General features: G+C 60.5%; 20 protein-coding genes. 5 read left to right on the top strand and 15 right to left on the bottom strand.

What is annotated here, in order from left to right; genetic code table 11:
• Positions 1-132 precede the first annotated feature (132 nt).
• Complete coding sequence (gene fadD2, locus QLG10_RS22930) at positions 133-1,821, bottom strand: long-chain-fatty-acid--CoA ligase FadD2 (protein WP_188264696.1); 1,689 nt, start codon at positions 1,819-1,821, stop codon at positions 133-135.
• Positions 1,822-2,047: 226 nt separating this feature from the next.
• Here fadD2 and QLG10_RS22925 point away from each other — a divergent pair, with 226 nt between their 5' ends.
• Together QLG10_RS22925 and QLG10_RS22920 are read left to right on the top strand one after the other, a co-directional pair.
• On the top strand, positions 2,048-2,992 hold the full coding sequence (locus QLG10_RS22925; protein WP_188264695.1) for an alpha/beta hydrolase: 945 nt from the start codon (positions 2,048-2,050) through the stop codon (positions 2,990-2,992).
• A gap of 41 nt (positions 2,993-3,033) precedes the next feature.
• On the top strand, positions 3,034-3,504 hold the full coding sequence (locus tag QLG10_RS22920) for a MaoC family dehydratase (RefSeq protein WP_248678283.1): 471 nt from the start codon (positions 3,034-3,036) through the stop codon (positions 3,502-3,504).
• 87 nt (positions 3,505-3,591) lie between these two features.
• On the opposite strand, the gene QLG10_RS22915 is transcribed toward QLG10_RS22920, so the two are convergent.
• The 4 genes from QLG10_RS22915 to QLG10_RS22900 form a co-directional block, all read right to left on the bottom strand.
• Complete coding sequence (locus QLG10_RS22915) at positions 3,592-4,455, bottom strand: HlyD family secretion protein (RefSeq protein WP_282488087.1); 864 nt, start codon at positions 4,453-4,455, stop codon at positions 3,592-3,594.
• A gap of 10 nt (positions 4,456-4,465) precedes the next feature.
• On the bottom strand, positions 4,466-4,672 hold the full coding sequence (locus QLG10_RS22910; RefSeq protein WP_020797026.1) for a DUF1656 domain-containing protein: 207 nt from the start codon (positions 4,670-4,672) through the stop codon (positions 4,466-4,468).
• On the bottom strand, positions 4,659-6,647 hold the full coding sequence (locus QLG10_RS22905) for an FUSC family protein (RefSeq protein ID WP_282488086.1): 1,989 nt from the start codon (positions 6,645-6,647) through the stop codon (positions 4,659-4,661). Before QLG10_RS22905 ends, QLG10_RS22910 begins: the two co-directional genes overlap by 14 nt.
• Positions 6,648-6,877: 230 nt before the next feature.
• Complete coding sequence (locus QLG10_RS22900; RefSeq protein WP_110748857.1) at positions 6,878-7,345, bottom strand: PA2169 family four-helix-bundle protein; 468 nt, start codon at positions 7,343-7,345, stop codon at positions 6,878-6,880.
• A 204-nt stretch (positions 7,346-7,549) separates the two neighbouring features.
• Between QLG10_RS22900 and QLG10_RS22895 the strand changes: the two genes are divergently transcribed.
• Both QLG10_RS22895 and QLG10_RS22890 read left to right on the top strand, forming a co-directional pair.
• On the top strand, positions 7,550-7,786 hold the full coding sequence (locus QLG10_RS22895) for a DUF3820 family protein (RefSeq protein ID WP_008056784.1): 237 nt from the start codon (positions 7,550-7,552) through the stop codon (positions 7,784-7,786).
• Positions 7,787-7,810: 24 nt separating this feature from the next.
• Positions 7,811-8,992, top strand: a complete 1,182-nt coding sequence (locus QLG10_RS22890; protein ID WP_282488085.1) for an aminotransferase class V-fold PLP-dependent enzyme — start codon at positions 7,811-7,813, stop codon at positions 8,990-8,992.
• Between the two features lie 195 nt (positions 8,993-9,187).
• Here the strand turns inward: QLG10_RS22890 and QLG10_RS22885 are convergent, their stop codons facing one another.
• From QLG10_RS22885 to zwf, 3 genes are read right to left on the bottom strand one after another with little or no spacing between them, the layout of a single operon-like run.
• Complete coding sequence (locus QLG10_RS22885; RefSeq protein ID WP_020797030.1) at positions 9,188-9,853, bottom strand: bifunctional 4-hydroxy-2-oxoglutarate aldolase/2-dehydro-3-deoxy-phosphogluconate aldolase; 666 nt, start codon at positions 9,851-9,853, stop codon at positions 9,188-9,190.
• Between the two features lie 17 nt (positions 9,854-9,870).
• Positions 9,871-10,584, bottom strand: coding sequence for a 6-phosphogluconolactonase (pgl, locus tag QLG10_RS22880; RefSeq protein ID WP_179055418.1), 714 nt, complete (start codon positions 10,582-10,584; stop codon positions 9,871-9,873).
• Positions 10,571-12,040, bottom strand: coding sequence for a glucose-6-phosphate dehydrogenase (zwf, locus tag QLG10_RS22875; RefSeq protein WP_020797032.1), 1,470 nt, complete (start codon positions 12,038-12,040; stop codon positions 10,571-10,573). The genes pgl and zwf overlap by 14 nt, the downstream gene beginning before the upstream one ends.
• 228 nt (positions 12,041-12,268) lie before the next feature.
• Between zwf and QLG10_RS22870 the strand changes: the two genes are divergently transcribed.
• Positions 12,269-13,129, top strand: a complete 861-nt coding sequence (locus QLG10_RS22870) for a MurR/RpiR family transcriptional regulator (protein WP_170948639.1) — start codon at positions 12,269-12,271, stop codon at positions 13,127-13,129.
• 137 nt (positions 13,130-13,266) lie between these two features.
• Here the strand turns inward: QLG10_RS22870 and QLG10_RS22865 are convergent, their stop codons facing one another.
• The 7 genes from QLG10_RS22865 to QLG10_RS22835 form a co-directional block, all read right to left on the bottom strand.
• Positions 13,267-14,121: a D-hexose-6-phosphate mutarotase gene (locus tag QLG10_RS22865; protein ID WP_282488084.1), complete on the bottom strand. Its 855-nt coding sequence runs from the start codon at positions 14,119-14,121 to the stop codon at positions 13,267-13,269.
• A 113-nt stretch (positions 14,122-14,234) separates the two neighbouring features.
• A complete protein-coding gene (locus QLG10_RS22860; RefSeq protein WP_282488083.1) occupies positions 14,235-15,581 on the bottom strand; it encodes a carbohydrate porin in 1,347 nt (448 codons plus the stop codon).
• A gap of 196 nt (positions 15,582-15,777) precedes the next feature.
• On the bottom strand, positions 15,778-16,938 hold the full coding sequence (locus QLG10_RS22855) for an ABC transporter ATP-binding protein (RefSeq protein WP_020797036.1): 1,161 nt from the start codon (positions 16,936-16,938) through the stop codon (positions 15,778-15,780).
• 3 nt (positions 16,939-16,941) lie between these two features.
• Positions 16,942-17,787: a carbohydrate ABC transporter permease gene (locus QLG10_RS22850; RefSeq protein WP_110748846.1), complete on the bottom strand. Its 846-nt coding sequence runs from the start codon at positions 17,785-17,787 to the stop codon at positions 16,942-16,944.
• The gene (locus tag QLG10_RS22845) at positions 17,780-18,688 is read right to left on the bottom strand and encodes a sugar ABC transporter permease (RefSeq protein WP_110748844.1); all 909 of its coding nucleotides are present in this window, start codon (positions 18,686-18,688) and stop codon (positions 17,780-17,782) included. Before QLG10_RS22845 ends, QLG10_RS22850 begins: the two co-directional genes overlap by 8 nt.
• A 157-nt stretch (positions 18,689-18,845) precedes the next feature.
• Positions 18,846-20,144 (bottom strand): ABC transporter substrate-binding protein, encoded by a 1,299-nt coding sequence (locus tag QLG10_RS22840; RefSeq protein WP_033043396.1) that lies wholly within the window; start codon positions 20,142-20,144, stop codon positions 18,846-18,848.
• A gap of 117 nt (positions 20,145-20,261) precedes the next feature.
• The gene (locus QLG10_RS22835; RefSeq protein WP_282488082.1) at positions 20,262-21,521 is read right to left on the bottom strand and encodes an AGE family epimerase/isomerase; all 1,260 of its coding nucleotides are present in this window, start codon (positions 21,519-21,521) and stop codon (positions 20,262-20,264) included.
• Positions 21,522-21,695: the final 174 nt, after the last annotated feature.

Genomic DNA, 21,695 nt, shown 5'->3' with positions numbered 1-21,695 from the left:
CGCTGAAAGCCCCGAAATTCGGGCTATCAAAGCAAAAGATCGCAGCCTTCGACAGCTCCTACAGGGATCTCGTTCCATTGTAGGAGCTGCCGAAGGCTGCGATCTTTTGGGACCGCCTCGATCTACGACCTGCTACGCGATATCGCGCAACTCCCGCCGCAGAATCTTGCCCACCGGCGTCATCGGCAACGATTCACGCAAGACGATGTGCTTGGGCACTTTGTATGCCGTGAAGTTTTCCTTGCAGTAGGCCTTCAGCTCTTCAAGGCTGACCCCTGCCTCACGAGCCACCACGAACAATTTCACCGCCTCGCCCGAACGCTCGTCCGGCACACCGATCACCGCGCAGTTGGCGACTTTCGGGTGAGCCATGACCACGTCTTCGATTTCGTTCGGGTACACGTTGAAACCCGAGACAATGATCATGTCCTTCTTGCGATCGACGATGCGCACGAAGCCGTCCGGGTCGATCACCGCAATGTCACCCGACTTGAACCAGCCCTCGGCATCCAGCACTTCGTTGGTCGCTTCGGGTTTCTGCCAATAGCCCTTCATGATCTGCGGGCCCTTGATGCACAACTCGCCCCGCTCGCCCAATGGCTGCTCGACACCTTCGTCGTTGATCACTTTCAAGGTAGTGCCCGGCACCGGCAGGCCGACCGTGCCGATGCGCGACTGGTCGCCGTACGGGTTGGTGCAGGCCACCGGCGAGGTTTCGGTCAGGCCGTAACCTTCGGTGATGCGGCAACCGGTCAACTGTTCCCAGCGCTCGGCCGTGGCCTTGACCAGTGCGGTGCCGCCGGAGTTGGTGAGTTTCAGGCTGGAGAAGTCGAGGGTCTTGAAGTCCGGGTGGTCCATCAGCGCAACGAACAGCGTGTTGAGCCCCAGCAATGCCGAGAACCGCCAGTTTTTCAGCTCCTTGATGAAGCCGCCAATGTCCCGAGGATTGGTGATCAGCACGTTGTGGTTGCCGGTCACCATCATGCACATGCAATTGGCCGTGAAGGCATAGATATGGTACAGCGGCAGCGGTGCAATCATCACCTCCTGGCCTTCGCGCAGCAGCGCCTGGCCGTCGGCCGCGAACTGGCTGAGGCAGGCCCGCGCCTGCTGCATGTTCGCCACCAGGTTACCGTGGGTCAGCATCGCCCCCTTGGCCAGGCCGGTGGTACCGCCGGTGTATTGCAGCACGGCGATGTCATTGAGCCCGGCCTTGGGCGCCTTGATACCCTTGCCGCGCCCCTGGAGTAGCGCACTCTTGAACGAAATGGCCTGGGGCAAGGCGTACGCCGGGACCATTTTCTTGACCTTGCTCACCAGCGTATTGACCAGCCAGCCCTTGGCGGTGGGCATCAGGTCGCCCATCTTCGCTTCGATCAGGTACTGGATGTCGGTGTCCGGGAGCACTTCCTGGACCTTGGCCCCGAACATGTTCAGGTACACCAGTGCCCGGGCACCGGAGTCCTTGAACTGATGACGCATCTCCCGCGCGGTGTACAGCGGGTTGGTGTTGACCACGATCAGCCCGGCGCGCAAGGCGCCGAATACGGCGATCGGGTATTGCAGGACGTTGGGCATCTGCACCGCGATGCGATCCCCCGGCACCAGGTCGGTGTGGGCTTGCAGGTAACCGGCGAACGCTGCGCTGTAGCGTTCCAGTTCGGCGTAGGTCAGGGTGACCCCCATGTTGCTGAATGCCGGGCGGTCCGCGAACTTCTTGCAGGAACGTTCGAACACCTCGATGACCGACTTGTATTCAGCGACATCAATGTCCAGGGGTACGCCGGCCGGGCGTTTGTCATTCCAGAAATCAGGTTGCATTGTTCTTGTCCTCTTTACCTGAACCTATCCGGGGCCGCTGCTCTGTCTTTTCGCACAACAGAACGCGGAGCTTCACGGACACTAGCAGCTATGGTGAATCAGGCAAATATGGGCCAAGGCGTCATTGATCGTGTGAATCTTCCCGCCGTGGCGTGGGCTGATGCCAGCGGCTTTATGCGCTATACAATGCAACCACCTCGCGCACCCTGCATGGAAAGGAATCGCCATGATCCACGACACGTTCTGGCTGACCACCAGTGACCGCAACCGCCTCTTCGCCAACCAGTGGCTACCTGCTGGCGAGCTCAAGGCCGTAATTTTGCTGGCTCACGGCATGGCAGAACACAGCGGCCGCTACGCGCGCCTGGCGGAAAAATTCTGCGAGCAGGGCTACGGTGTCTACGCGCCGGACCTGCGTGGACATGGCAAAACTGCCGAAAACGGGACGCTCGGTCATTTCGCCGACAGTGACGGCTGGGCCAAAGTGGTGGGCGACCTGGCGTGCCTCAACCAGCACATCGGCCAGCAACATCCCGGGGTGCCTATCGTGCTGCTTGGGCACAGCATGGGCAGCTACATCGCCCAGGCCTATCTGCTGCATCACAGTGCCAGCCTGCACGGGGCCATTCTCAGCGGTTCGAACTTCCAGCCGGTGGCGCTTTATCGTGCAGCCCGTCAAATCGCCCGTGTCGAACGCCTGCGCCAGGGCCCCAAGGGCCGTAGCGCCCTGATCGAATGGCTGTCGTTTGGCTCGTTCAACAAAAAATTCAAACCGGCGCGCACCCGCTTCGACTGGCTCAGCCGTGACCCGGTGGAAGTCGACCTGTACGCCAACGATCCGCTGTGCGGCTTTCGTTGTACCAACCAGCTTTGGATCGACTTGCTCGGCGGGTTGCAGCAAATCAGCAAAGCGTCCAATCTCGCCCAGATCGATCCGGGCCTGCCGTTGCTGGTGATCGGCGGCGAATGTGATCCGGTGAGTGAGGGCAAGCGTCTGAAGGATCTGGCCAACGCGCTGCGCGAGGCTGGCAGCCAGAACTTGCAACTGACCGTTTATCCGCAGGCACGGCACGAACTGTTCAATGACATCAACCGTGATGAAGTGACGAGCGACGTGTTGGCCTGGATCAACCAGGCGTTGAGCAGTCCACGACCACACCGAACCGAATAGTTTTTTGTGAATTTTTTAATTCGTCACAGGAATCGAGAGACATGACCCAGGTTACCAACACCCCTTACGAAGACCTCGAAGTCGGCCAGACCGCCAGCTTCAGCAAAACCGTTGAAGAGCGTGATATCCAGCTGTTCGCCGCGATGTCCGGCGACCACAACCCGGTGCACCTGGACGCCGAATACGCCGCCACTACCATGTTCAAGGAGCGAATCGCCCATGGCATGTTCAGCGGTGCGCTGATCAGTGCCGCGGTGGCCTGCGAGCTGCCAGGGCCGGGTACTATCTACATCGGCCAGCAGATGAGCTTTCAGAAGCCGGTGAAGATTGGCGACACCCTGACGGTGCGCCTGGAAATCCTCGAGAAACTGCCGAAGTTTCGCGTGCGCATTGCCACTCGCGTGTTCAACCAGCGCGATGAGCTGGTGGTGGATGGCGAGGCGCAGATCCTCGCGCCGCGCAAGCAACAGTCGGTGACCTTGACCGAGTTGCCGCCGATCAGCATTGGCTGATCTGAGACCCTTAGACAGGTTTCTCCGTGGGGGGGGGGTTTTTGACCGCGCCCCCCCCCCCCCCCCCCCCCCCCCCCCCCACGACGATCAGCGCTCCCCCTCCTGCACCTGCACGCTCGCCGTCATCCCCGCACTCAAGTTGAGCCCCTCGGGCACGTTCTCCAACTTGATCCGCACCGGTATCCGTTGCGCCAGCCGAACCCAGTTGAATGTCGGCTCCACCTCTGCCAACAACTGGCCATCCGGCGTGGTATTGCGGTCGGCAATCCCCCGGCTGATGCTTTCCACCCGCCCCTGCAAGGCATTCCCGGCACTCATCAACCAGACTTTCACCGGGTCGCCGACATGGATGCGCGGCAGTTTGGTTTCTTCGAAATACGCCTGCACATAAAAGGTCGAGTCATCGATAAGGGCCATTACCGATTGCCCGGCATTCACATAGTTGCCTTGGGCCAGGCGCAGGTTGGTGATGTGCCCGTTGCGCGGGGCGTGGACCTGGCTGCGGTCCAGATTGATTTGCGCAGCCTTGGCTTCGGCCTGGGCTTCGCGCAGTTCGCCACGGGCGATGCCGGCGTTGATCTGCGCGTTTTCCCGCAGCTCCGCACTGATCGCCTGCGGCCCAAGACTGGCGCGCCGGCTGGCTTCGCGCTCGCGTAGATTGAGTTGTTGCTGGCGGGTCTGCACCACGGCTTCTGCCTTTTCCAACGCAGCTTCGAAACGGTCGCGGTCAATGCTCAGCAACAAGTCGCCGGCCTTGACCTGCTGGTTGTCGTAGGCTTTGAGCTCGCGCACCCAACCTGACACATCCGGGGAAATCACCACCACGTCGGCACGGATGCGCGCGTCGCGGGTCCAGGGTGTCAGCATGTAGTACTGCCACAAATGAAAACCGGCAAAAATTGCCACCGCCACCAGGCACAGGGTGACCGCGACACGTACAGAAGTACGCATATTCAACTCCTTACAAAGGTCCGAGGACGACGGTGATCACGGTCAATACGCAGACGTACAAGGCGCAATCAAATAACGCTTCATGCCAGATCCAGCGGCTCACCGGCGTCAGGCGCAACAGCAGGCGCAAGGCGCCGGTCACCAGCAGCGCCAACACCACATAAATCAGGAACGGGCTGAGCAGCACGCCGCCCACTGACCACTCACGCAAGCCCATCAATGTCCTCCTGCTGGCGGCACCATGCGCGCCAGCTGTTTTGCAATTGCAGCACCGCACCCTGGGCCAGTTTCACCGCATCGCCGGGTGGCAAGGCGTACAAGGTTTGCAGCAACGCTGCACTCGGTTCGGCCAATGCCTCGGCGCGACTGCCAGCGGGGCCTTGGCGCAGGACATTTTCCAGGTCATCGAGATAACGCCGCTGCGGCTCTGTGACCGGCACCTGCGCCACCGCCAGGCTCAAGCGCAGGTGCAACAATTCATCGCCGATGTCCAGGCCGAGCAAGCCATCGTCCCAACGACTGCGCGCTGGCTCCGGCAGTTCCGGATAGTGCCGCGCCAATTGCAGCAAGCGGTCGGCCATGCGTCCACCGAACCAGCTTTCAGCGCCGGCCAGGTTACGCCGTGTCAGGCGTACCAGATCATCCAGGGTTGCCGCCAGCAGGCGTCGGCCATGCCAGGTCGGGTTGCGCAGGATCAGCAACTGGAACGCCAGCACCGCAGCACCGACACCAATCACCATGGCCTGCGCGCTGTTGAAGAACGTTGCGACGTCGAACTGCATCTGGTTCAACGGGGCGACCAATACGATGAAATGCAGGCAAAACGAGGTGGCGGTAGCGCCGATCTGCGCCTTGGCCATGCCCAGGGCACCCAAAAACAGCGGTACACCCATGCCCAGGCAGAGCATCGCGAAACTGCTCCATTGCGGCAGTAGAATTTGCCCGACGATAAACGCCGCCGGAATAGCCAGAAAAATGCCGCGCATGAAACTCATGCCGATCTGCGCACCGTTCTCGCGACTGGCAAACAGGCTGCAGACCACACAGGTCAATACCAGTGCACCGGCTGCGGCGGGCCAGGCGGTTGCCAGCCAAAAGCACGACACCACCAGGAAGGCCAGTGCGCTGCGGGCACCGAAGACCAGGGCCAGAGACAGATCGCGGTGTGGTGTCAGGGTTCTCGGCGGGTCGAGTGATTGGCCGCCCTGCTCCACCACTTTCAACGCCGCGTTTGCCGCCATGGCGGTATCTATCAACAAGGTGAAACGGACCAGGCAGTAACTCTGCGCAGAACTGATGCCCGAATCATGGGAAGCATCGAGCAAGCGCGGGCGCAATGCTTGCAGGGTCGCGGTATCGGCGTTGTTCAGCGCCTCCTGAACCTCGTTCATCCAGGGCAGCAACTGCTCGGACTCTGGTAACGCCAACTGCTTCCACTGCCTGCGCACCGAACGGGCAATACGCAGCAGCATCAACAGTTTCTGGCTCAAGCCACTGATGGCCCGCGCACGTTGTCGACCACGGCTGCCTTCAAACCAGGCATGTTCGCGCTGGGCGTCCACCGCAACGATTCGTCCGAGGATTTCCAGCAGACCCTTGCGCGCCTGGGCGTCACCGGCCAGCGTCGCCTGCGCCGCATTAAAACCGCTTTGCCAGGCAGCCCGGGCCTGATCGGCCAATTGCCGTTCGACCCGCAGCGGCCAGAGCAAGGCACTGCTGGCCGTGGCGCAGATAATACCCAGGCAGATTTCCGTGCAGCGCGCCACCGCCTGATCGAACACCGTCAGCGGATGATTGATAGCGGGCAAGGCAATGATCGCCACCGTGTAGCCGGCCAACACAAATGAATAGGACCAGGCGCTGCGCAACAGCGTTGAACTGGCGGTACACAGCCCTAGCCACAACGCCAGGGCCAGCAGGAACAACCAGGGCGTCTGGGCGAAGCCCCCCATGAACACGACCGACATGATTGTCCCGACCAAGGTCCCCAGCAGCCGCGCCAGGCCCTTTTGCAGCACCATACCCGACAACGGCTGGGCCACGATGAAGGCCGTCATCAACGCCCAGGCCGGTTGCTCAAGACCCCAGCGCAACGCCAGCCACAGCGCCACGCCCCCGCCGATAAGGGTCTTGATCGCAAATTGCACGGCGCGGCGGTCGGGCAGGAACAGGGCCTGCAAAGTGATAGGCACGGAGTGGACTCTTGGGAGCACGATTTAACGATAGTCGCTTCTCCCACGGCCCCTCGAAAAATACGGACGCTGTAGGAGCTGCCGAAGGCTGCGATCTTTTGATCTTCAGCGACTTCACGGACGCCAAAAGATCGCAGCCTTCGGCAGCGCCTACAAGGGTTATTGCGGTGTTAATGACGGGATACAAAAAAACGCCAGACTGGCTGGCGTTTTTGACAGCTAACGGACGCTTACGAGCGTGCGCGAGCCTGGTTGCGCAGGGCTTTCACCTGATCGTGATTGCGTTGTACGCCGTGGTACTGACGCTCTACGAGGTCGCGAATGCCCACCAGGTTGTGTTTGTTGATTTTTTCCATGGCGTCCCTGTAGGCCTTCAGTGCATGGTCTTCACCACGCTCGGCTTCATTGAGCACGGCCTCTTCGTCCTTGCCGGTGAACATCGACTTCACGTCGACCCAGCGACGGTGCAGATCACCGCTGACACTGGTGGAAGTTTCCGGATCGCCACCCAGGGAGCGCACGGCGCTTTGCAGTTCTGCAGCCGCCGCGGCACAGTCGGCCGAACGTTGCACGAACAGGGTTTTGAGCTCAGGGTGCTTGATGTCTTCAGCGCAAGTCTTGAACCCTTCCTGACCGTCCTTGCTGGTTTCAATCAGGTCGTTGAGTACAGAAATCGCTTCTTTATTCATGTCGGTCATTTTTCAATTCCTTGCGGGTTGATGAAAGATGCAATAGGTATTGCACTGGTCATGCCAGCCTGGAACCGATCGTTAATTTGTTATTTTTCAATAGGTTAGAATAAAACAGAAAATCTGTACCCGTTTTATTTGCATGATCTGTCATTTGGCCTGCATGCAGAATGCCTGTATTTTCCAGACTGATTGATTCAAGGCGACCGATTGATGAACCCTGAAAAGCTCGAATTGCTGATTACTCGCCAAATGCCCTTTGGCAAATACAAGGGCCGAATCATCGCCGACCTGCCCGGCCCCTACCTCAACTGGTTCGCCCGGGAAGGTTTCCCCCATGGCGAACTGGGGGGCTTGCTGGCCCTGATGCAGGAAATCGATCACAACGGCTTGTCCGAGTTGCTCGAACCCTTGCGCGCCAAACATGGCAAACCCGCACCCCGTCATTGAAATCGCCCACTCATCGAGTAATCCATGCCCGACAATACCCGCCGCGCCCGTGATGAAGCTTTCTGGCGAACCTTTGCCGACCGCTACGAAGTCCAACCTGGCCCGATCAATCTGGAAAACGGTTACTTCGGGCGAATGTCGCGCACGGTGGTCGAGGAATACCAACGCAACATCGAGCTGATCAACCGCAGCAACTCGGTTTATGTGCGCCAGCGTTTCGAACAAGGCGAGAGCCAGAAGATCAGTTCGCAGGTGGCCGGTTTGATTGGCGTTGCCGCAGAGAGCGTCGCCCTCACCCGCAACGCGACGGACGGGCTGCAAGCGTTGATCCGTAACTACAACCGCTTGCAGCCGGGCGACCAGGTTCTGTTCAGCGACCTAGAGTACGACACGGTCAAGGGCGCCATGCGTTGGCTGGCGCGCAATCGCGGCGTCGAAGTGATCGAGATGGAGCACCCGCATCCCGCCAGTTTCGACAGCCTGCTGGACACCTACCGCAAAGCCTTCACGCGTTACCCGCGACTCAAGCTGATGGCCCTGACCCACGTCACCCACCGCACGGGCCTGGTGATGCCGGTCCAGGCGATTGCAGCCGCCGCCAGGGAACATGGCATCGACGTGATTCTCGACGGCGCCCACGCGTTGGGCCAGTTCGAATTCGATCTCAATGAGCTGGGTATCGACTTCGCCGCCTACAACCTGCACAAGTGGATCGGAGCGCCGCTGACCCTGGGTTTCATCTTCATCGCCCCCGAGCGCCTGGCCGACATCGACCCCGACATGGGCGAGATGCACTTCCCGGTGACCGACATCCGCGCCCGCACGCCCTATAGCACACCGAACATTCCTGCCTTGCTGACCCTGCCGCTGGTCATCGAGGAACATCATGCGATGGGCGGTTCGGCAGCCAAGGGGACGCGGCTGAACTATTTACGCAACCTTTGGGTAAAGCCAGCACGCGAGCTGTCGGGCATTGAAGTCATGACGCCGGATGACCCAAGGCTGTATTGCGGCATCACGTCGATGCGCTTTGTCGCGCATGCCGACCAACAGCCAATGGTCGAACGCTTGCTGCGCGACTACAACCTGTTCACCGTGGTCCGCAGCGGTGCGGCCTGTGGTCCGTGTATCCGCATCACGCCGGGACTGACCACCACCGCGGCTGACATGATGCTGTTGACCACGGCGTTGACCGAATTGCACTAACGCCTGCTTCCTGTGTTGTAGGAGCGAGCATGCTCGCGATGGACTCGAGAACGCCACGGGTGTCAGGCTCCCCGCGTTATCGTTGACGACCATCGCGAGCATGCTCGCTCCTACACACAGGCAAAAAAAAACGGTGCACCGACCAAGCGCACCGTAAAGCCGTAAAACACACAACTACGTGTCAGGTAAAGCTGATCAGTCCAGCAGCGCCAAGGCCTCGGCGGTGCATTCCTGAATGCGGGCCCAGTCGCCGTTCTTGATCCACTCCGGATCGAGCATCCAGCTGCCGCCCACGCACATGACGTTTTTCAATGCCATGTAGCTCTTGATATTGGCAGGCCCCACGCCGCCGGTCGGGCAGAATTTAACTTCGCCGAACGGACCGCCCAGCGCCTTGATGGCGGCGACGCCACCACTGACTTCTGCCGGGAACAGTTTGAAGCGGCGATAGCCCAGGCCGTAGCCCTCCATGATGCCCGAGGCGTTGCTGATGCCCGGCAACAGCGGAATCGGGCTGGCAACGCTGGCTTCCAGCAAATCGCGGGTAATGCCTGGCGTGACAATGAATTGCGAACCCGCCGCTTCGGCCGCAGCCAGCATGTGCCGATCGAGTACGGTGCCAGCACCGGTTACCAGTTCCGGACGCTGCTCTCGCAGGACCTGGATGGCCTTGAGGCCGAACTGCGAACGCAAGGTCACTTCCAGGGCGGTCAGGCCACCGGCTGCGAGGGCGTCGGCCAACGGCAGGATGTCCTGCTCACGGGCAATGGTAATCACCGGCAGGATCCGCGCCTTGGCGCAGAGGCTGTCGATCAGGGCAACTTTATCCGCCATGGAAACGGTCGGGGATGGGTTTGTCATAGCGGCTGTTCCTTGGCTCATGGGCACCAGTAAATCTCTAACGTGGGTTGCAGAAAGGCGCGCACCGGCATTTCGGCGACATCGTCACCGGCCAGCGCGAAACTCAGGGTGGTCAGCTTGGACTGACCGGAAATCGACAGAATCTTGTGTTTGGCCGAGGCCAACAGCGCACGGCTCATGGTCAGGCGTTGATGCGGCACGGTCGGTGCGAGCATCGGCCAGCATCGACGAATGCCATCCGCCTTCAAGGCTTCGTCCAGGTTCGGGCTGTTGGGGAACAGCGAGGCAGTGTGACCGTCATCGCCCATGCCCAGCACCAGCACGTCGATCACCGGCAGTTCGGACAGCAAACGATCGGCCTGCTCGGCGGCCTGCTCCAGGTTGGCGCTGGCGCTGTACAGGCTCAGAAACTGCGCCTTGGCCGCAGGTCCCTGCAACAGGTATTTTTTCAGCAGGCCGGCATTGCTGTCGGCATGCTCGACCGGCACCCAACGCTCGTCGGCAAGGCTGACCACCACGTTCGACCAGTCCAGCGCCTGCTTGGCCAGGTGCTGGAAGAACGCCACCGGGCTGCGGCCACCGGAGACCACCAGGGTCGCCGTGCCTTGGGCCTCAATGGCATCGCTCAGTTGCTTGGCCACGTTCAGCGCAAGGCTTTCAGCCAATAGCACCGGGCTTTTGAACGCATGTGCGTGAACGCCCTGGGGCAGTTTCAAATCAGATATCGCCATACCACGACCTCCCGTCCCGCGTGATCAGAGCAATGGAACTCATCGGTCCCCAGGACCCGGCCGCATACGGCTTGGGCGCATCACCGGATTTTTTCCACCCGGCGATCAACTGGTCACACCACTTCCACGCGGCTTCGATTTCATCTTTACGGACAAACAGGTTCTGATTGCCGCGCATCACTTCCAGCAACAACCGCTCGTAGGCATCGGGGATCCGTGCGCTGCGCCAGGTGTCGGAAAAATTCAGCTGCAACGGACCGCTGCGCAGCTGCATGCCCTTGTCCAGGCCTTGTTCCTTGGTCATCACACGCAAGGAAATGCCTTCGTCCGGTTGCAGGCGGATAATCAGCTTGTTGCTGATCTGCAGGCGCTGCTCGGGAGCAAAAATGTAGTGCGACGGTTCCTTGAAGTGGATAACGATCTGCGACAGCTTCTGCGGCATGCGCTTGCCAGTGCGCAGGTAGAACGGCACGCCGGCCCAGCGCCAGTTGCGAATATCGGCACGCAGGGCGACGAAGGTCTCGGTGTCGCTCTGGGTGTTGGAATTGGGTTCTTCCAGGTAACCGGGCACCGGTTTGCCTTCGCTGTACCCGGCGATGTACTGGCCACGCACCACCTGGGTGGTCAGGCCTTCCGGGCTGATCGGCGCCAGCGCCTTGAGCACTTTGACTTTCTCGTCGCGGATGCTGTCGGCGGACAGGTCGGCCGGCGGGTCCATGGCGATCAGGCAGAGCAGTTGCAGCAGGTGGTTCTGGATCATGTCCCGCAGCTGGCCGGCCTTGTCGAAGTAGCCCCAGCGGCCTTCGATGCCGACCTTCTCGGCCACGGTGATTTCCACGTGGGAGATGTAGTTCTGGTTCCACTGGGTCTCGAACAGGCTGTTGGCAAAGCGCAAGGCGATCAGGTTCTGTACGGTTTCCTTGCCCAGGTAGTGGTCGATGCGATAAGTGCGGTTCTCCGGGAAGAACTGCGCCACGGCGTCATTGACCTTGCGCGAGGATTCCAGGTCCGAACCGATGGGCTTTTCCAGTACCACGCGGGTGTTTTCAGCCAGGCCGACCTTGGCCAGGTTCTCGCAGATCGCGCCGTAGACTGCTGCTGGCGTGGCGAAATAGGCGATGACCCGTTGCGCACTGCCGGCCACTTCAGCCAGGGCGATGTAATCTTCAGGCTTGAGGAAGTCGACGTGCAGGTAGCTCAGGCGCGCGAGGAAACGCTCGACCACGGCTTCGTCCAGCTCCTTGGCACCGACGTAGCGGCGCAGCTCGGAGGTAATGAACGCCAGGTGCTCCTGCGCGCTACCCGGCTCGCGGGCCAGCGCGATGATGCGCGTGTCCTCGTGCAGGAGGCCTGCGCCATCGAGTTGATACAGGGCAGGAAACAGCTTGCGCAAGGCCAGATCGCCCAAAGCGCCGAACAAGGCAAAGGTGCACGGTTCAACCGTAATCGAAGGCATGATGTTTGTTCTTTTATCAAGTTAAGCTACAAATACCTTTTTTCAAGGCATCACTCAAGGGAAAATGTAGTAATAACCACAACATTTTCGCAAAATACAGATTCCGAGTGGTGGTCGGTCGGAGCCATCAGTAGGATAGGCCACCGTTACGGGCCTCACCAAAGGCCCTTTTTGCATTAGCCGCGCGCTTATTGGCGCAGGTGAATCAAGGAAACTCATATGGACCGCGTGCGAAATTTACTGGAGCAGATCCAGAATCGCCTTGAAGAGCTGAACAAGGCCGAACGCAAAGTGGCCGAGGTGATCCTGCTCAATCCACAGCAGGCCACCCGATTCAGCATCGCCGCCCTCGCCCAGGCCGCCTCGGTCAGTGAGCCGACGGTAAACCGTTTCTGCCGTTCGTTCGGCGTCAGCGGTTACCCCGAGCTGAAGTTGCAGTTGGCCCAGAGCCTGGCGAGTGGCGCGGCCTACGTCAGCCGTGCGGTGGAGGCCGACGACAACCCCGAAGCCTATACGCAAAAAATCTTCGGTAGCGCCATCGCGTCCCTGGACAGCGCTTGCCAGGCGCTGGACCCGAATCTGATCAGCCGCGCCGTTGACCTGTTGATCCAGGCCCGACAGATTCACTTCTTCGGCCTGGGCGCTTCAGCCCCTGTGGCACTGGATGCACAGCACAAGTTCTTCCGTTTCAACCTGGCCGTGACCGCCCATGCCGACGTGCTGATGCAGCGCATGATTGCTTCGGTGGCGCACACCGGCGAGTTGTTCGTGATCATTTCCTACACCGGCCGCACCCGCGAACTGGTGGAAGTGGCACGCATCGCCCGGGAGAACGGCGCTTCGGTGCTTGGCCTGACCGCCGAGAACTCGCCCCTGGCCAAGGCCAGTACCTTGAGCCTGAATATTCCATTGCCGGAAGACACCGACATCTATATGCCGATGACTTCGCGGATCATCCAGCTCACCGTGCTGGACGTGCTCGCCACCGGCATGACCTTGCGCCGAGGGGTGGATTTCCAGCCGCATTTGCGCAAGATCAAGGAGAGCTTGAATGCCAGCCGGTATCCGGTTGGAGATGAATTCAACTAAGCCAGCATTTTCATTGCCTGTCAGGGCCCCTTCGCGAGCAAGCCCGCTCCCACAGTTGACCCGGTTCCTTCAGTTGGAATGCGGTCGAATGTGGGAGCGAGCCTGCTCGCGAAGGGGCCAGCCGCAACACCGCAAAATCACGCCCCTACCCTGGCCTGCAAACTCAAGTGCGCCCGCTCCCCAGGCTTCAGGCACAGGCTGTCAGTGCCGCCACTCGCCGCCTCTACGCAAACGAATTCAGATATCTCATTCCAACTCACCCCCAACAAGGGCCGCGAGCCCGGGTGCCAGACCACGGTGTCGGCGCTGGCGCCCGTATCGATGCACAACGCCCGCTCCCAGGCATGGTCGTTGAGCTGCAGCTCACCGCCATGCTGGAACACCCGCTGACAACCTCCATCGACGCGCAACTCGCCTTCCTGCTGGCAAACCCGGCGGTTCAACTGGTCATAGCCCTGCGCACCCTCCAGCCCAGACAGCGCTATCTCACTGACATCGCCAATACGCCAGTAAGCGTGCAAAGCCTGGCTCAATTGGCACGGCATGTCGTCCTGATGCTCAGTGCTCAGACGTAAGTCCATGCGCTCACCGAGGTGCGCGTGCAGGTCCACCTGCCAGTCGCACAGCTCAAGCTGCCAATGCAGGCGCACGCCATCGTCATCGCTACTGCTGTCGATCAGTTTCCAGTCAAGCAACCGCGCCCAACCATGGGATGGCCAGGCGTTTTCACTTGGATGTCGGCCATACCATGGCCAGCACACCGGCACGCCACCACGAATGGCCCCAACCTGCGGCCACTTCGCCGCGCACCACAGCCAGGGCTTCTGGCCCTTGGGCTGAAAGTGCAGCAACTGCGCACCCTGACGACTGAACACCGCCTGACACAGCGGATGATCGATCACCAACACGTCGCGCTTCTGATAGCGCTCCCATGCAAACACCGGCCGTTCACGCAGGGATTTGAAGAAGCGTTGTAGCGGATGCTCAAGCATGTGCCACGGTCCTGAAAATCATCTGTTACCGGGGTGCGCGACCCGCAAAAAAAAGCGGACAGCAATAGCCGTCCGCAAAATGCGCACATGGAGAAGAGCTTATCGCAGTCGCGTTAGAACACCGACTGAATTTTCAGGCCGGCGACCAAAGCGTTATCAACTTCATCGACGCCACCTGGGTGAGTGATGTATTGCAGGTTCGGACGCACGGTCAGCCAGTTGGTCACGTGGAAGCCGTAGTTGAGTTCGTAGTTGTATTCGGTGTCGCGCAGCGGCGAGAACAGTGGATCGTTGTAGTCGCTGACGCCATTGGAGGCGTTGACCAATTCGGCGTTTTTCTTCACGTCATCGTTGACATGGATACGGGCGAAACCGATGCCCAGGTCATCTTTGGGGCGCGCATCGAACGGCCCCTTGTACACAAACATCAGCGACTGGTAGTTGTCGACGATGTTGGTGTCCTTGTCGTGGAAAGTGGCGTTGGCGGCAATGTTCAGACCGCGGGTCGCGTCACCGTTATGGCTGGTGAGTTGTTGTTGTGCAACGAACCAGTAGCCATGCTTGCTGCTGTGGCTGCGATAGGCGTTGCCGCTGGTCGCCGCGTTATTGCCGTTGTCGTCTTCAAGAACGTCATCGGCGCTGGCCGTGCTCTTGTAGTAACCGACACGGTATTCGCCCGGCAGGTTGCCAGGGTTAGGCAACCACACCAGTTCGACCGGCAGGACGGTGCCCTCGGTCCCACTGCCGCTTAGCTTGAAGCCATTGCCGTGCTCCAGTTGCGACGGGTTCTGGTTGTAGGCGCCAATCTGCGCATAGAACTCAGGCGAGATGTTCCACTTCAGGCGGATAGCGGCCTGGCTGACCGGCCAGTTGTACCAGATGTTGGTGGCCCAGTTGCCCACCTGGGAGCCGCAGAACGCCAGGTTCTGGAATTCGCACGGGAAGGTGTTGAAGTCTTCACCCTCACCGAAGTAACCGGCCTTGATGTCGAGTTTATTGTCGAGGAACTGGTGCTTGATCCACAGTTGGGTCAGCCGGACCATATGACCACGACCGTAGACTTCCTGCGAGGAACTCAAGGTGCCGGCACGCGGGTCGCCGACACGGTCATTGGAGATGTTTTCACCGTTACGGTTGGTGAGCTGGATCTTGGCCTGGGTGTTGTCCCAGCCGAACAGTTTCTCCAGGTCCAACGCCGCGCCCAGGCCAAACTGGTCGCTGTAGCGGGCGGTCTTGTCATCGTTGAACCCGCCGTGGAGGTTGCCGCCCACCTCACCGACGTAGTCCATCTTGATGTCGATGCCCTGCTCGATCAGCCTGGTCCGCTCGCCCCCCCAATCGCCGGTCATCCATTCGGAATCGGCGCTGAACGCTTCAGCCGCGTGAACGCTGCCGGCCAGCATCATGGCTGCAACGGCCGATAACTGGCAGATAAGCTGAGCGCTGTTGTTCTTCTTCATCCCTACTTCCTCGTCTTATTGTTATTAACTTTTGTTTTTCTAACGCGGTTCCATCGGTTGTGGCAGGCGACAGGCCGCCCATCACGGAGCCCCCATGTGGGAGCGAGCCTGCTCGCGAAGGCGGTGTGTCATTCAACGCAAATGTCGACTGATAGACCGCTTTCGCGAGCAGGCTCGCTCCCACAGTTGTTGATCTCTACCTACCCTTGAACTGGGTCACGTTGGCAGGCCGGTGTTCGGCGTGTGCTTGACCGGCAGCCCCCAGGCGCTCGCCAGTCTTGGCATCGAATAGCAGCACTTTGGCCGGATCGAATTGCAGGGTCAGGGTCTCGCCCACGGCCGGTGCGACGTCGGGCGCCAGACGACAGCAGACCTTGGTGTCGTTGAGATTGACGAACACCAGGGTGTCGGGGCCGGTCGGTTCGGTGACCTGGACCTCGGCGCGAATGGTCGGCAAACCGTTGGCTTCGCCATTAGCCAGGATGATTTGCTCCGGGCGCATGCCGAGGATGACTTCGCGGTCTTCGAGACCGGCGTCCTGCATGCCCAGCGGCAACTCGCATCGGGCCTGGCCGCTGTCGAGCAACGCCAGCAGACGCCCGTCCTTGCGTTGCAGGCGCAGGGGAATGAAGTTCATTGGCGGCGAGCCGATGAAGCTCGCCACGAACAGGTTGGCCGGGTTGTTGTAGATGTCCTTCGGCGTGCCGAACTGCTGGATGATCCCGTCCTTCATCACCGCCACCTTGTCACCCAGGGTCATGGCTTCGATCTGGTCGTGGGTCACGTACACCGTGGTGGTTTTCAGGCGCTGGTGCATCAGTTTCATTTCGGTGCGCATCTCGACCCGCAGCTTGGCGTCGAGGTTGGACAGTGGCTCGTCGAACAGATAGATCTTCGGCCGCCGCGCCAGGGCGCGCCCCATCGCCACCCGCTGTTGCTGGCCGCCGGAGAGCTGGCCAGGCTTGCGGCTGAGCAAGTGTTCGATCTGCAACAGCTTGGAAACCCGGGCGACTTCTTCGTCGATGTCGGCGGTCGGCATTTTGCGAATCTTCAGGCCGAAGGCGATGTTGTCGCGCACGCTCATGGTCGGGTACAGCGCGTAAGACTGGAACACCATGGCGATGTCGCGATCTTTCGGGCTCATGCCACTGATGTCGGCGTCGTCCACCAGGATCGCACCGCCGCTGATGGTTTCCAGGCCGGCGATGCAGTTCATCAAGGTGGATTTTCCGCAGCCGGACGGGCCGACCAGGATCAGGAATTCCCCGTCATCGATTTTCAGTTCGATGTTCTTCAGGGTGTCCGGCAAACCGGCGCCGTAGGTCTTGTTGACGTTGCGTAATTCGAGAGTTGCCATGTTCTACCCCTTGACCGCGCCGGACGTCAGCCCACGCAGGAAATACTTGCCAGCGAATATGTAGACCAGCAGTGTCGGCAGCCCGGCGATCATCGCGGCGGCCATATCAACGTTGTATTCCTTGGCCCCGGTGCTGGTGTTGACCAGGTTGTTCAGGGCCACGGTAATTGGCTGGGCATCGCCACTGGCGAAGACCACGCCGAACAGGAAGTCATTCCAGATCTGGGTGAACTGCCAGATCAGGCAGACCATCACGATCGGGATCGACATCGGCAGCAGGATCTTCCAGAAGATCGTGAAGAAGCCCGCGCCATCGAGCCGCGCGGCCTTGACCAGCGCATCCGGAATGCTCACGTAGTAGTTGCGGAAGAACAGCGTGGTGAACGCCAGGCCGTAGACCACGTGCACCAGCACCAGCCCCGTCGTGGTGTTCGCCAGGCCGAACTTGCCGAGGGTGAACGACGCCGGCAGCAGCACGGTCTGGAACGGCAGGAAGCAGCCGAACAGCAACAGGCCGAAGAACAATTGCGAACCACGGAAGCGCCACATCGACAGTACGTAGCCGTTCATGGCGCCGATAAAGGTCGAGATCAGTACCGCCGGCACGGTGATTTTCACCGAGTTCCAGAAGTAGCCGCCGACCACGTCCCAGGCCTTGATCCAGCCGATACCGTCGATCACGGTCGGCCAGCTCAACAGGTTGCCGGTGCGGATGTCTTCCGGGGTCTTGAAGCTGGTCAGCAGCATCACCACCAGCGGGATCAGGTAGACCGCCGCCGCCAGCAGCAGCGTGGCGTAGATCGCGATGCGGCTGAAGCTCAGCGAGGGCTTTGCGAGTGAATTAGTCATGGCGTTTGCCTCGCAGCTCGGAGTACAGGTACGGCACGAGGATGGTCAGCACGGCGCCGAGCATCAGCATGGCGCTGGCCGAACCGATGCCCATCTGGCCACGGCTGAAGGTAAAGGAATACATGAACATCGCTGGCAAGTCGGAGGAGTAGCCGGGGCCACCCGCCGTCATCGCCGCCACCAGGTCGAAGCTCTTGATCGCGATGTGCGCAAGGATCATGAAGGCGCTGAAGAACACCGGGCGCAGGCTCGGCAGCACGATCTTCAGGTAGATGGTCGGCAGGCTCGCACCGTCGACTTGCGCGGCACGGATGATCGACTGATCGACACCGCGCAGGCCGGCCAGAAACATCGCCATCACGAAGCCAGAGGCTTGCCACACGGCGGCGATCACCAGGCAGTAGACCACGCGATCCTGATCCACCAGCCAGTCCAGGCGAAAGCCTTCCCAGCCCCAGTCACGCAGCATCTTGTCCAGGCCGAGCCCTGGGTTGAGCAGCCATTTCCACGCGGTACCGGTGACGATCATCGACAGCGCCATCGGGTACAGGTAGATGGTGCGGATGAAGCCTTCCTTGCGGATGCGCTGGTCCAGCAGCACGGCGAGGAACACGCCCAGCACCAGGCTGATGCCGATGAACATGCCGCCGAACAGCGCCAGGTTCTTGCTCGCGACCCACCAGCGGTCGTTGTCCATCAGGCGCATGTATTGCTGCAGGCCGACCCACTTGTAGGTCGGCATGAAGCTGGAGTTGGTAAAGGACAGTATGAATGTCCAGATGATGTAACCGTAGAAGCCAACCAACACGATCAGCATGCTCGGCGCGAGTACCAACTTGGGTAACCAGCGTTGCAGCGCATCGAACGGTGAGGCTTTGCTGAAAACCGCCACAGAGCTCATCGGGATAATCCAGGTTAGAGAAATGAATCGACACGCCGATCCCCTGTGGGAGCGGGCTTGCTCGCGAAAGCGGTGTGTCAGTCGACATCAATGGTGAATGTCAGTCCCCATTCGCGAGCAAGCCCGCTCCCACATTGGGGTCAGGCTGTGTCAGGGATTACTGGGCGGCTTTGACGGCCGACGCCAGTTGGGCGCTGGCCTTGGCCGGGTCGGCGTCCTTGTCGTTCATGAAGTTGGTGACCACGTCGAAGATCGCGCCTTGAACGGCCAGGGAGGTGGCCATGTTGTGCGCCATGCTCGGTTGCAGGCCGCCGTTTTTCTCGTCCGCCAGGAAGTCCTTGGCCGCCGCTTGGGCGCAGGAATCGAAGCCCTGGCCAGCCATGTCGTTCAACATGTCGGTGCGCACCGGGATCGAGCCCTTGTTGATGCTGAAGACTTTCTGGAAATCTTTACCCAGGGCGACCTTGGCCAGGTCTTGCTGCGCGGCGATATCACCCTTGCGATCAGCTTTCAACTTGAACACCGCCATCGAGTCGATGTTGTAGGTGAAGGCTTTTTCAGTGCCCGGGAAGGCCACGCACTGGTAGTCCTCGCCCGCGACTTTCTTCGCCGCGGTCCATTCGCTCTTGGCCCAGTCGCCCATCATCTGCATGCCGGCCTTGCCATTGATCACGTCGGCGGCGGCGATGTTCCAGTCACGACCGGCGCGGTTCGGGTCCATGTAGGTGGTGATTTTTTTCAGCTCGGTGAAGGCCTTGGTCATCTCGGCGCCCGAGAGGGTTTTCTGATCCAGGTCTACCAGGGCTTTCTTGTAACCGTCGGCGCCCATGACCGAGAGCACCACGTCTTCAAACACGGTGCTGTCCTGCCAAGGCTGGCCACCGTGGGCGAGCGCGATGAAGCCGGCGGCCTTGAGCTTGTCGCCAGCGGCATAGAATTCTTCGAGGGTGGTTGGCGCTTTGTCGATCCCGGCTTTCTTGAACACTTGCGGGTTGATCCACAGCCAGTTGACGCGGTGGATGTTCACCGGCACGGCGACGTAATCGCCTTCGTATTTCACGGTGTCGGAGACTTTCACAGGCAGCAGGCTGTCCCAGTTTTCCGACTTGGCGACGTCTTTCAACGTTTCGGTACTGAGCAGGCCAGTGCTGCCCCACTCCTGGATGTCCGGCCCCTTGATCTGGGCAACGCCCGGCGGGTTACCCGCTACAGCGCGGCTCTTGAGCACGGTCATGGCCGTGGAACCGCCACCACCGGCGACTGCGCCATCCTTCCAGGTGAAGCCATCTTTTTCGACTTGAGCCTTGAGGACATCGACCGCTGCTTTTTCACCACCCGACGTCCACCAGTGAACGACTTCCACGGAACCCTTGGATTCGGCGGCAAGCACACTGAGAGGGAGCGCAGACAGGGAGACGAGAGAAATGACAGTAGCGAGGCGAGAAATCGCATTCATCGATAAGTACCTTTCTTGTTGTTATGCATGCAAGTCTGGTGCTTGCGCTGCAGAGGATTTTAAACAGGGGATGTCCCTTCGCAGGTAACGAAGGGACGCGCGAATGTCACCGCATGGTTACATGGAAACGCTCTGGGACACCGCCGCCAGTGCACTGGCCATGCTCGGCGCCAGCGGCAGGCGCGGGATCAGCACTGCTTGCCAGGCATGATAGAGATCGGGTTTGCCCGCCCAGATATCGCCGCTGGGGCGGTTCAATGGGTCGAGTTCGTGGTGCCAGCTGCCGCATTCATGGTCGATGAAATGACATTCACAAAATTCCCAGAACAGTCGGTACCAGCGTTCGTACTGCTCATCGCCCGTGCGCTTGAGCAAGGCACTGGCAGCGGCGCTGGCTTCGCAATGGGTCCAGTGCAGGCGATGGCGAACCACCGCCTTGTTGTCCCAGTCGAGGGTGTAGACCATGCCCGGTGCGCCATCGATCTCCCAGCCGTGCAGACAGTTCTGTTCAAAGAGTTTTTGCGCGTCCGTGAGCAACCAGCCCGGCGTGAGCATGCCGGCGCGCACCCGCGCGGCTTCCAGATGCAAGAGCAATCGGGCCCATTCGAAACCGTGGCCTGGCGTGGTGCCGTAGGGGCGGAATCCGTCGGCCGGGTTATCGCGGTTGTAGTCGCGCAGGGGCTGCCAGTCGCGGTCGAAATGTTCGATCACCAGAAAGCCGTTGGCGGCGGCGCGGCCATGAATCACCCGCTCGACGATGCGTTGGGCGCGGCACAACCAGCGCTTGTCGTCGCTGACATCGGCCAGGGCGAGGAAGGCTTCGGTGGCGTGCATGTTGCTGTTGGCGCCGCGATAGGCTTCCTCGCAGCTGAAGTCGCGATTGAAGGATTCGCGCATGGCGCCCTCCTCCTCACTCCAGAAGTACGTGTCGATGATGTCGACCGCGTCATCGAGCAAGGCTTGCGCGTCGGGCCGTTGTGCAACCACAGCGGAACTGGCGGCCAGGGCCACGAAGGCATGCAGATAGGCATTTTTGCCGGTGTTGCCGTCGCGGTGTTCGGCCACTGCGAACCAGCCGCCGTGCACGGCATCGCGCAACGGCCCGCGCAGGGCCCGGATGCCGTGATCCACCAGCTCGGCAAAACCCGGCAGGCCCTGGATGTGCGCCATGGCGAAGCTGTGGGTCATGCGCGCTGTGTTCATGGTTTGTGCTTGCGCGTCGGCCGGCAAGCGGCCCTTTTCATCCAGGTTGCCGAAGCCCTCGGGGAGCTTCGAAGCCTTGGCAAATGCCAGCAGCCGCAAGCCTTCGGCGGCGAGCCATTGCTGGTGGGCGGGGGCGTTCAGCCAACTGCTGAAGGCGGGTTGAGAGGAGTCCATGGGGTGCCTTTTTTGTTGTTATGACTGCAGGGCAGTCTAAACAACGGGCGGCGGCGGACTTGTAACGAAGGGGGCGAGTTATGTCACCAAGCTGTGACATTCATCAGCAATGGCGCAACCTGGCTTTGTAGGAGCCGGCTTGCTGGCGATGGCGTTTTCAAGGACGCCATCGCC

Origin of the sequence: Pseudomonas sp. V98_8 (assembly GCF_029967975.1) — a bacterium.
GTDB classification, from domain to species: Bacteria; Pseudomonadota; Gammaproteobacteria; order Pseudomonadales; family Pseudomonadaceae; genus Aquipseudomonas; species Aquipseudomonas umsongensis.
This window is presented reverse-complemented; position numbering and strand designations above follow the sequence as displayed.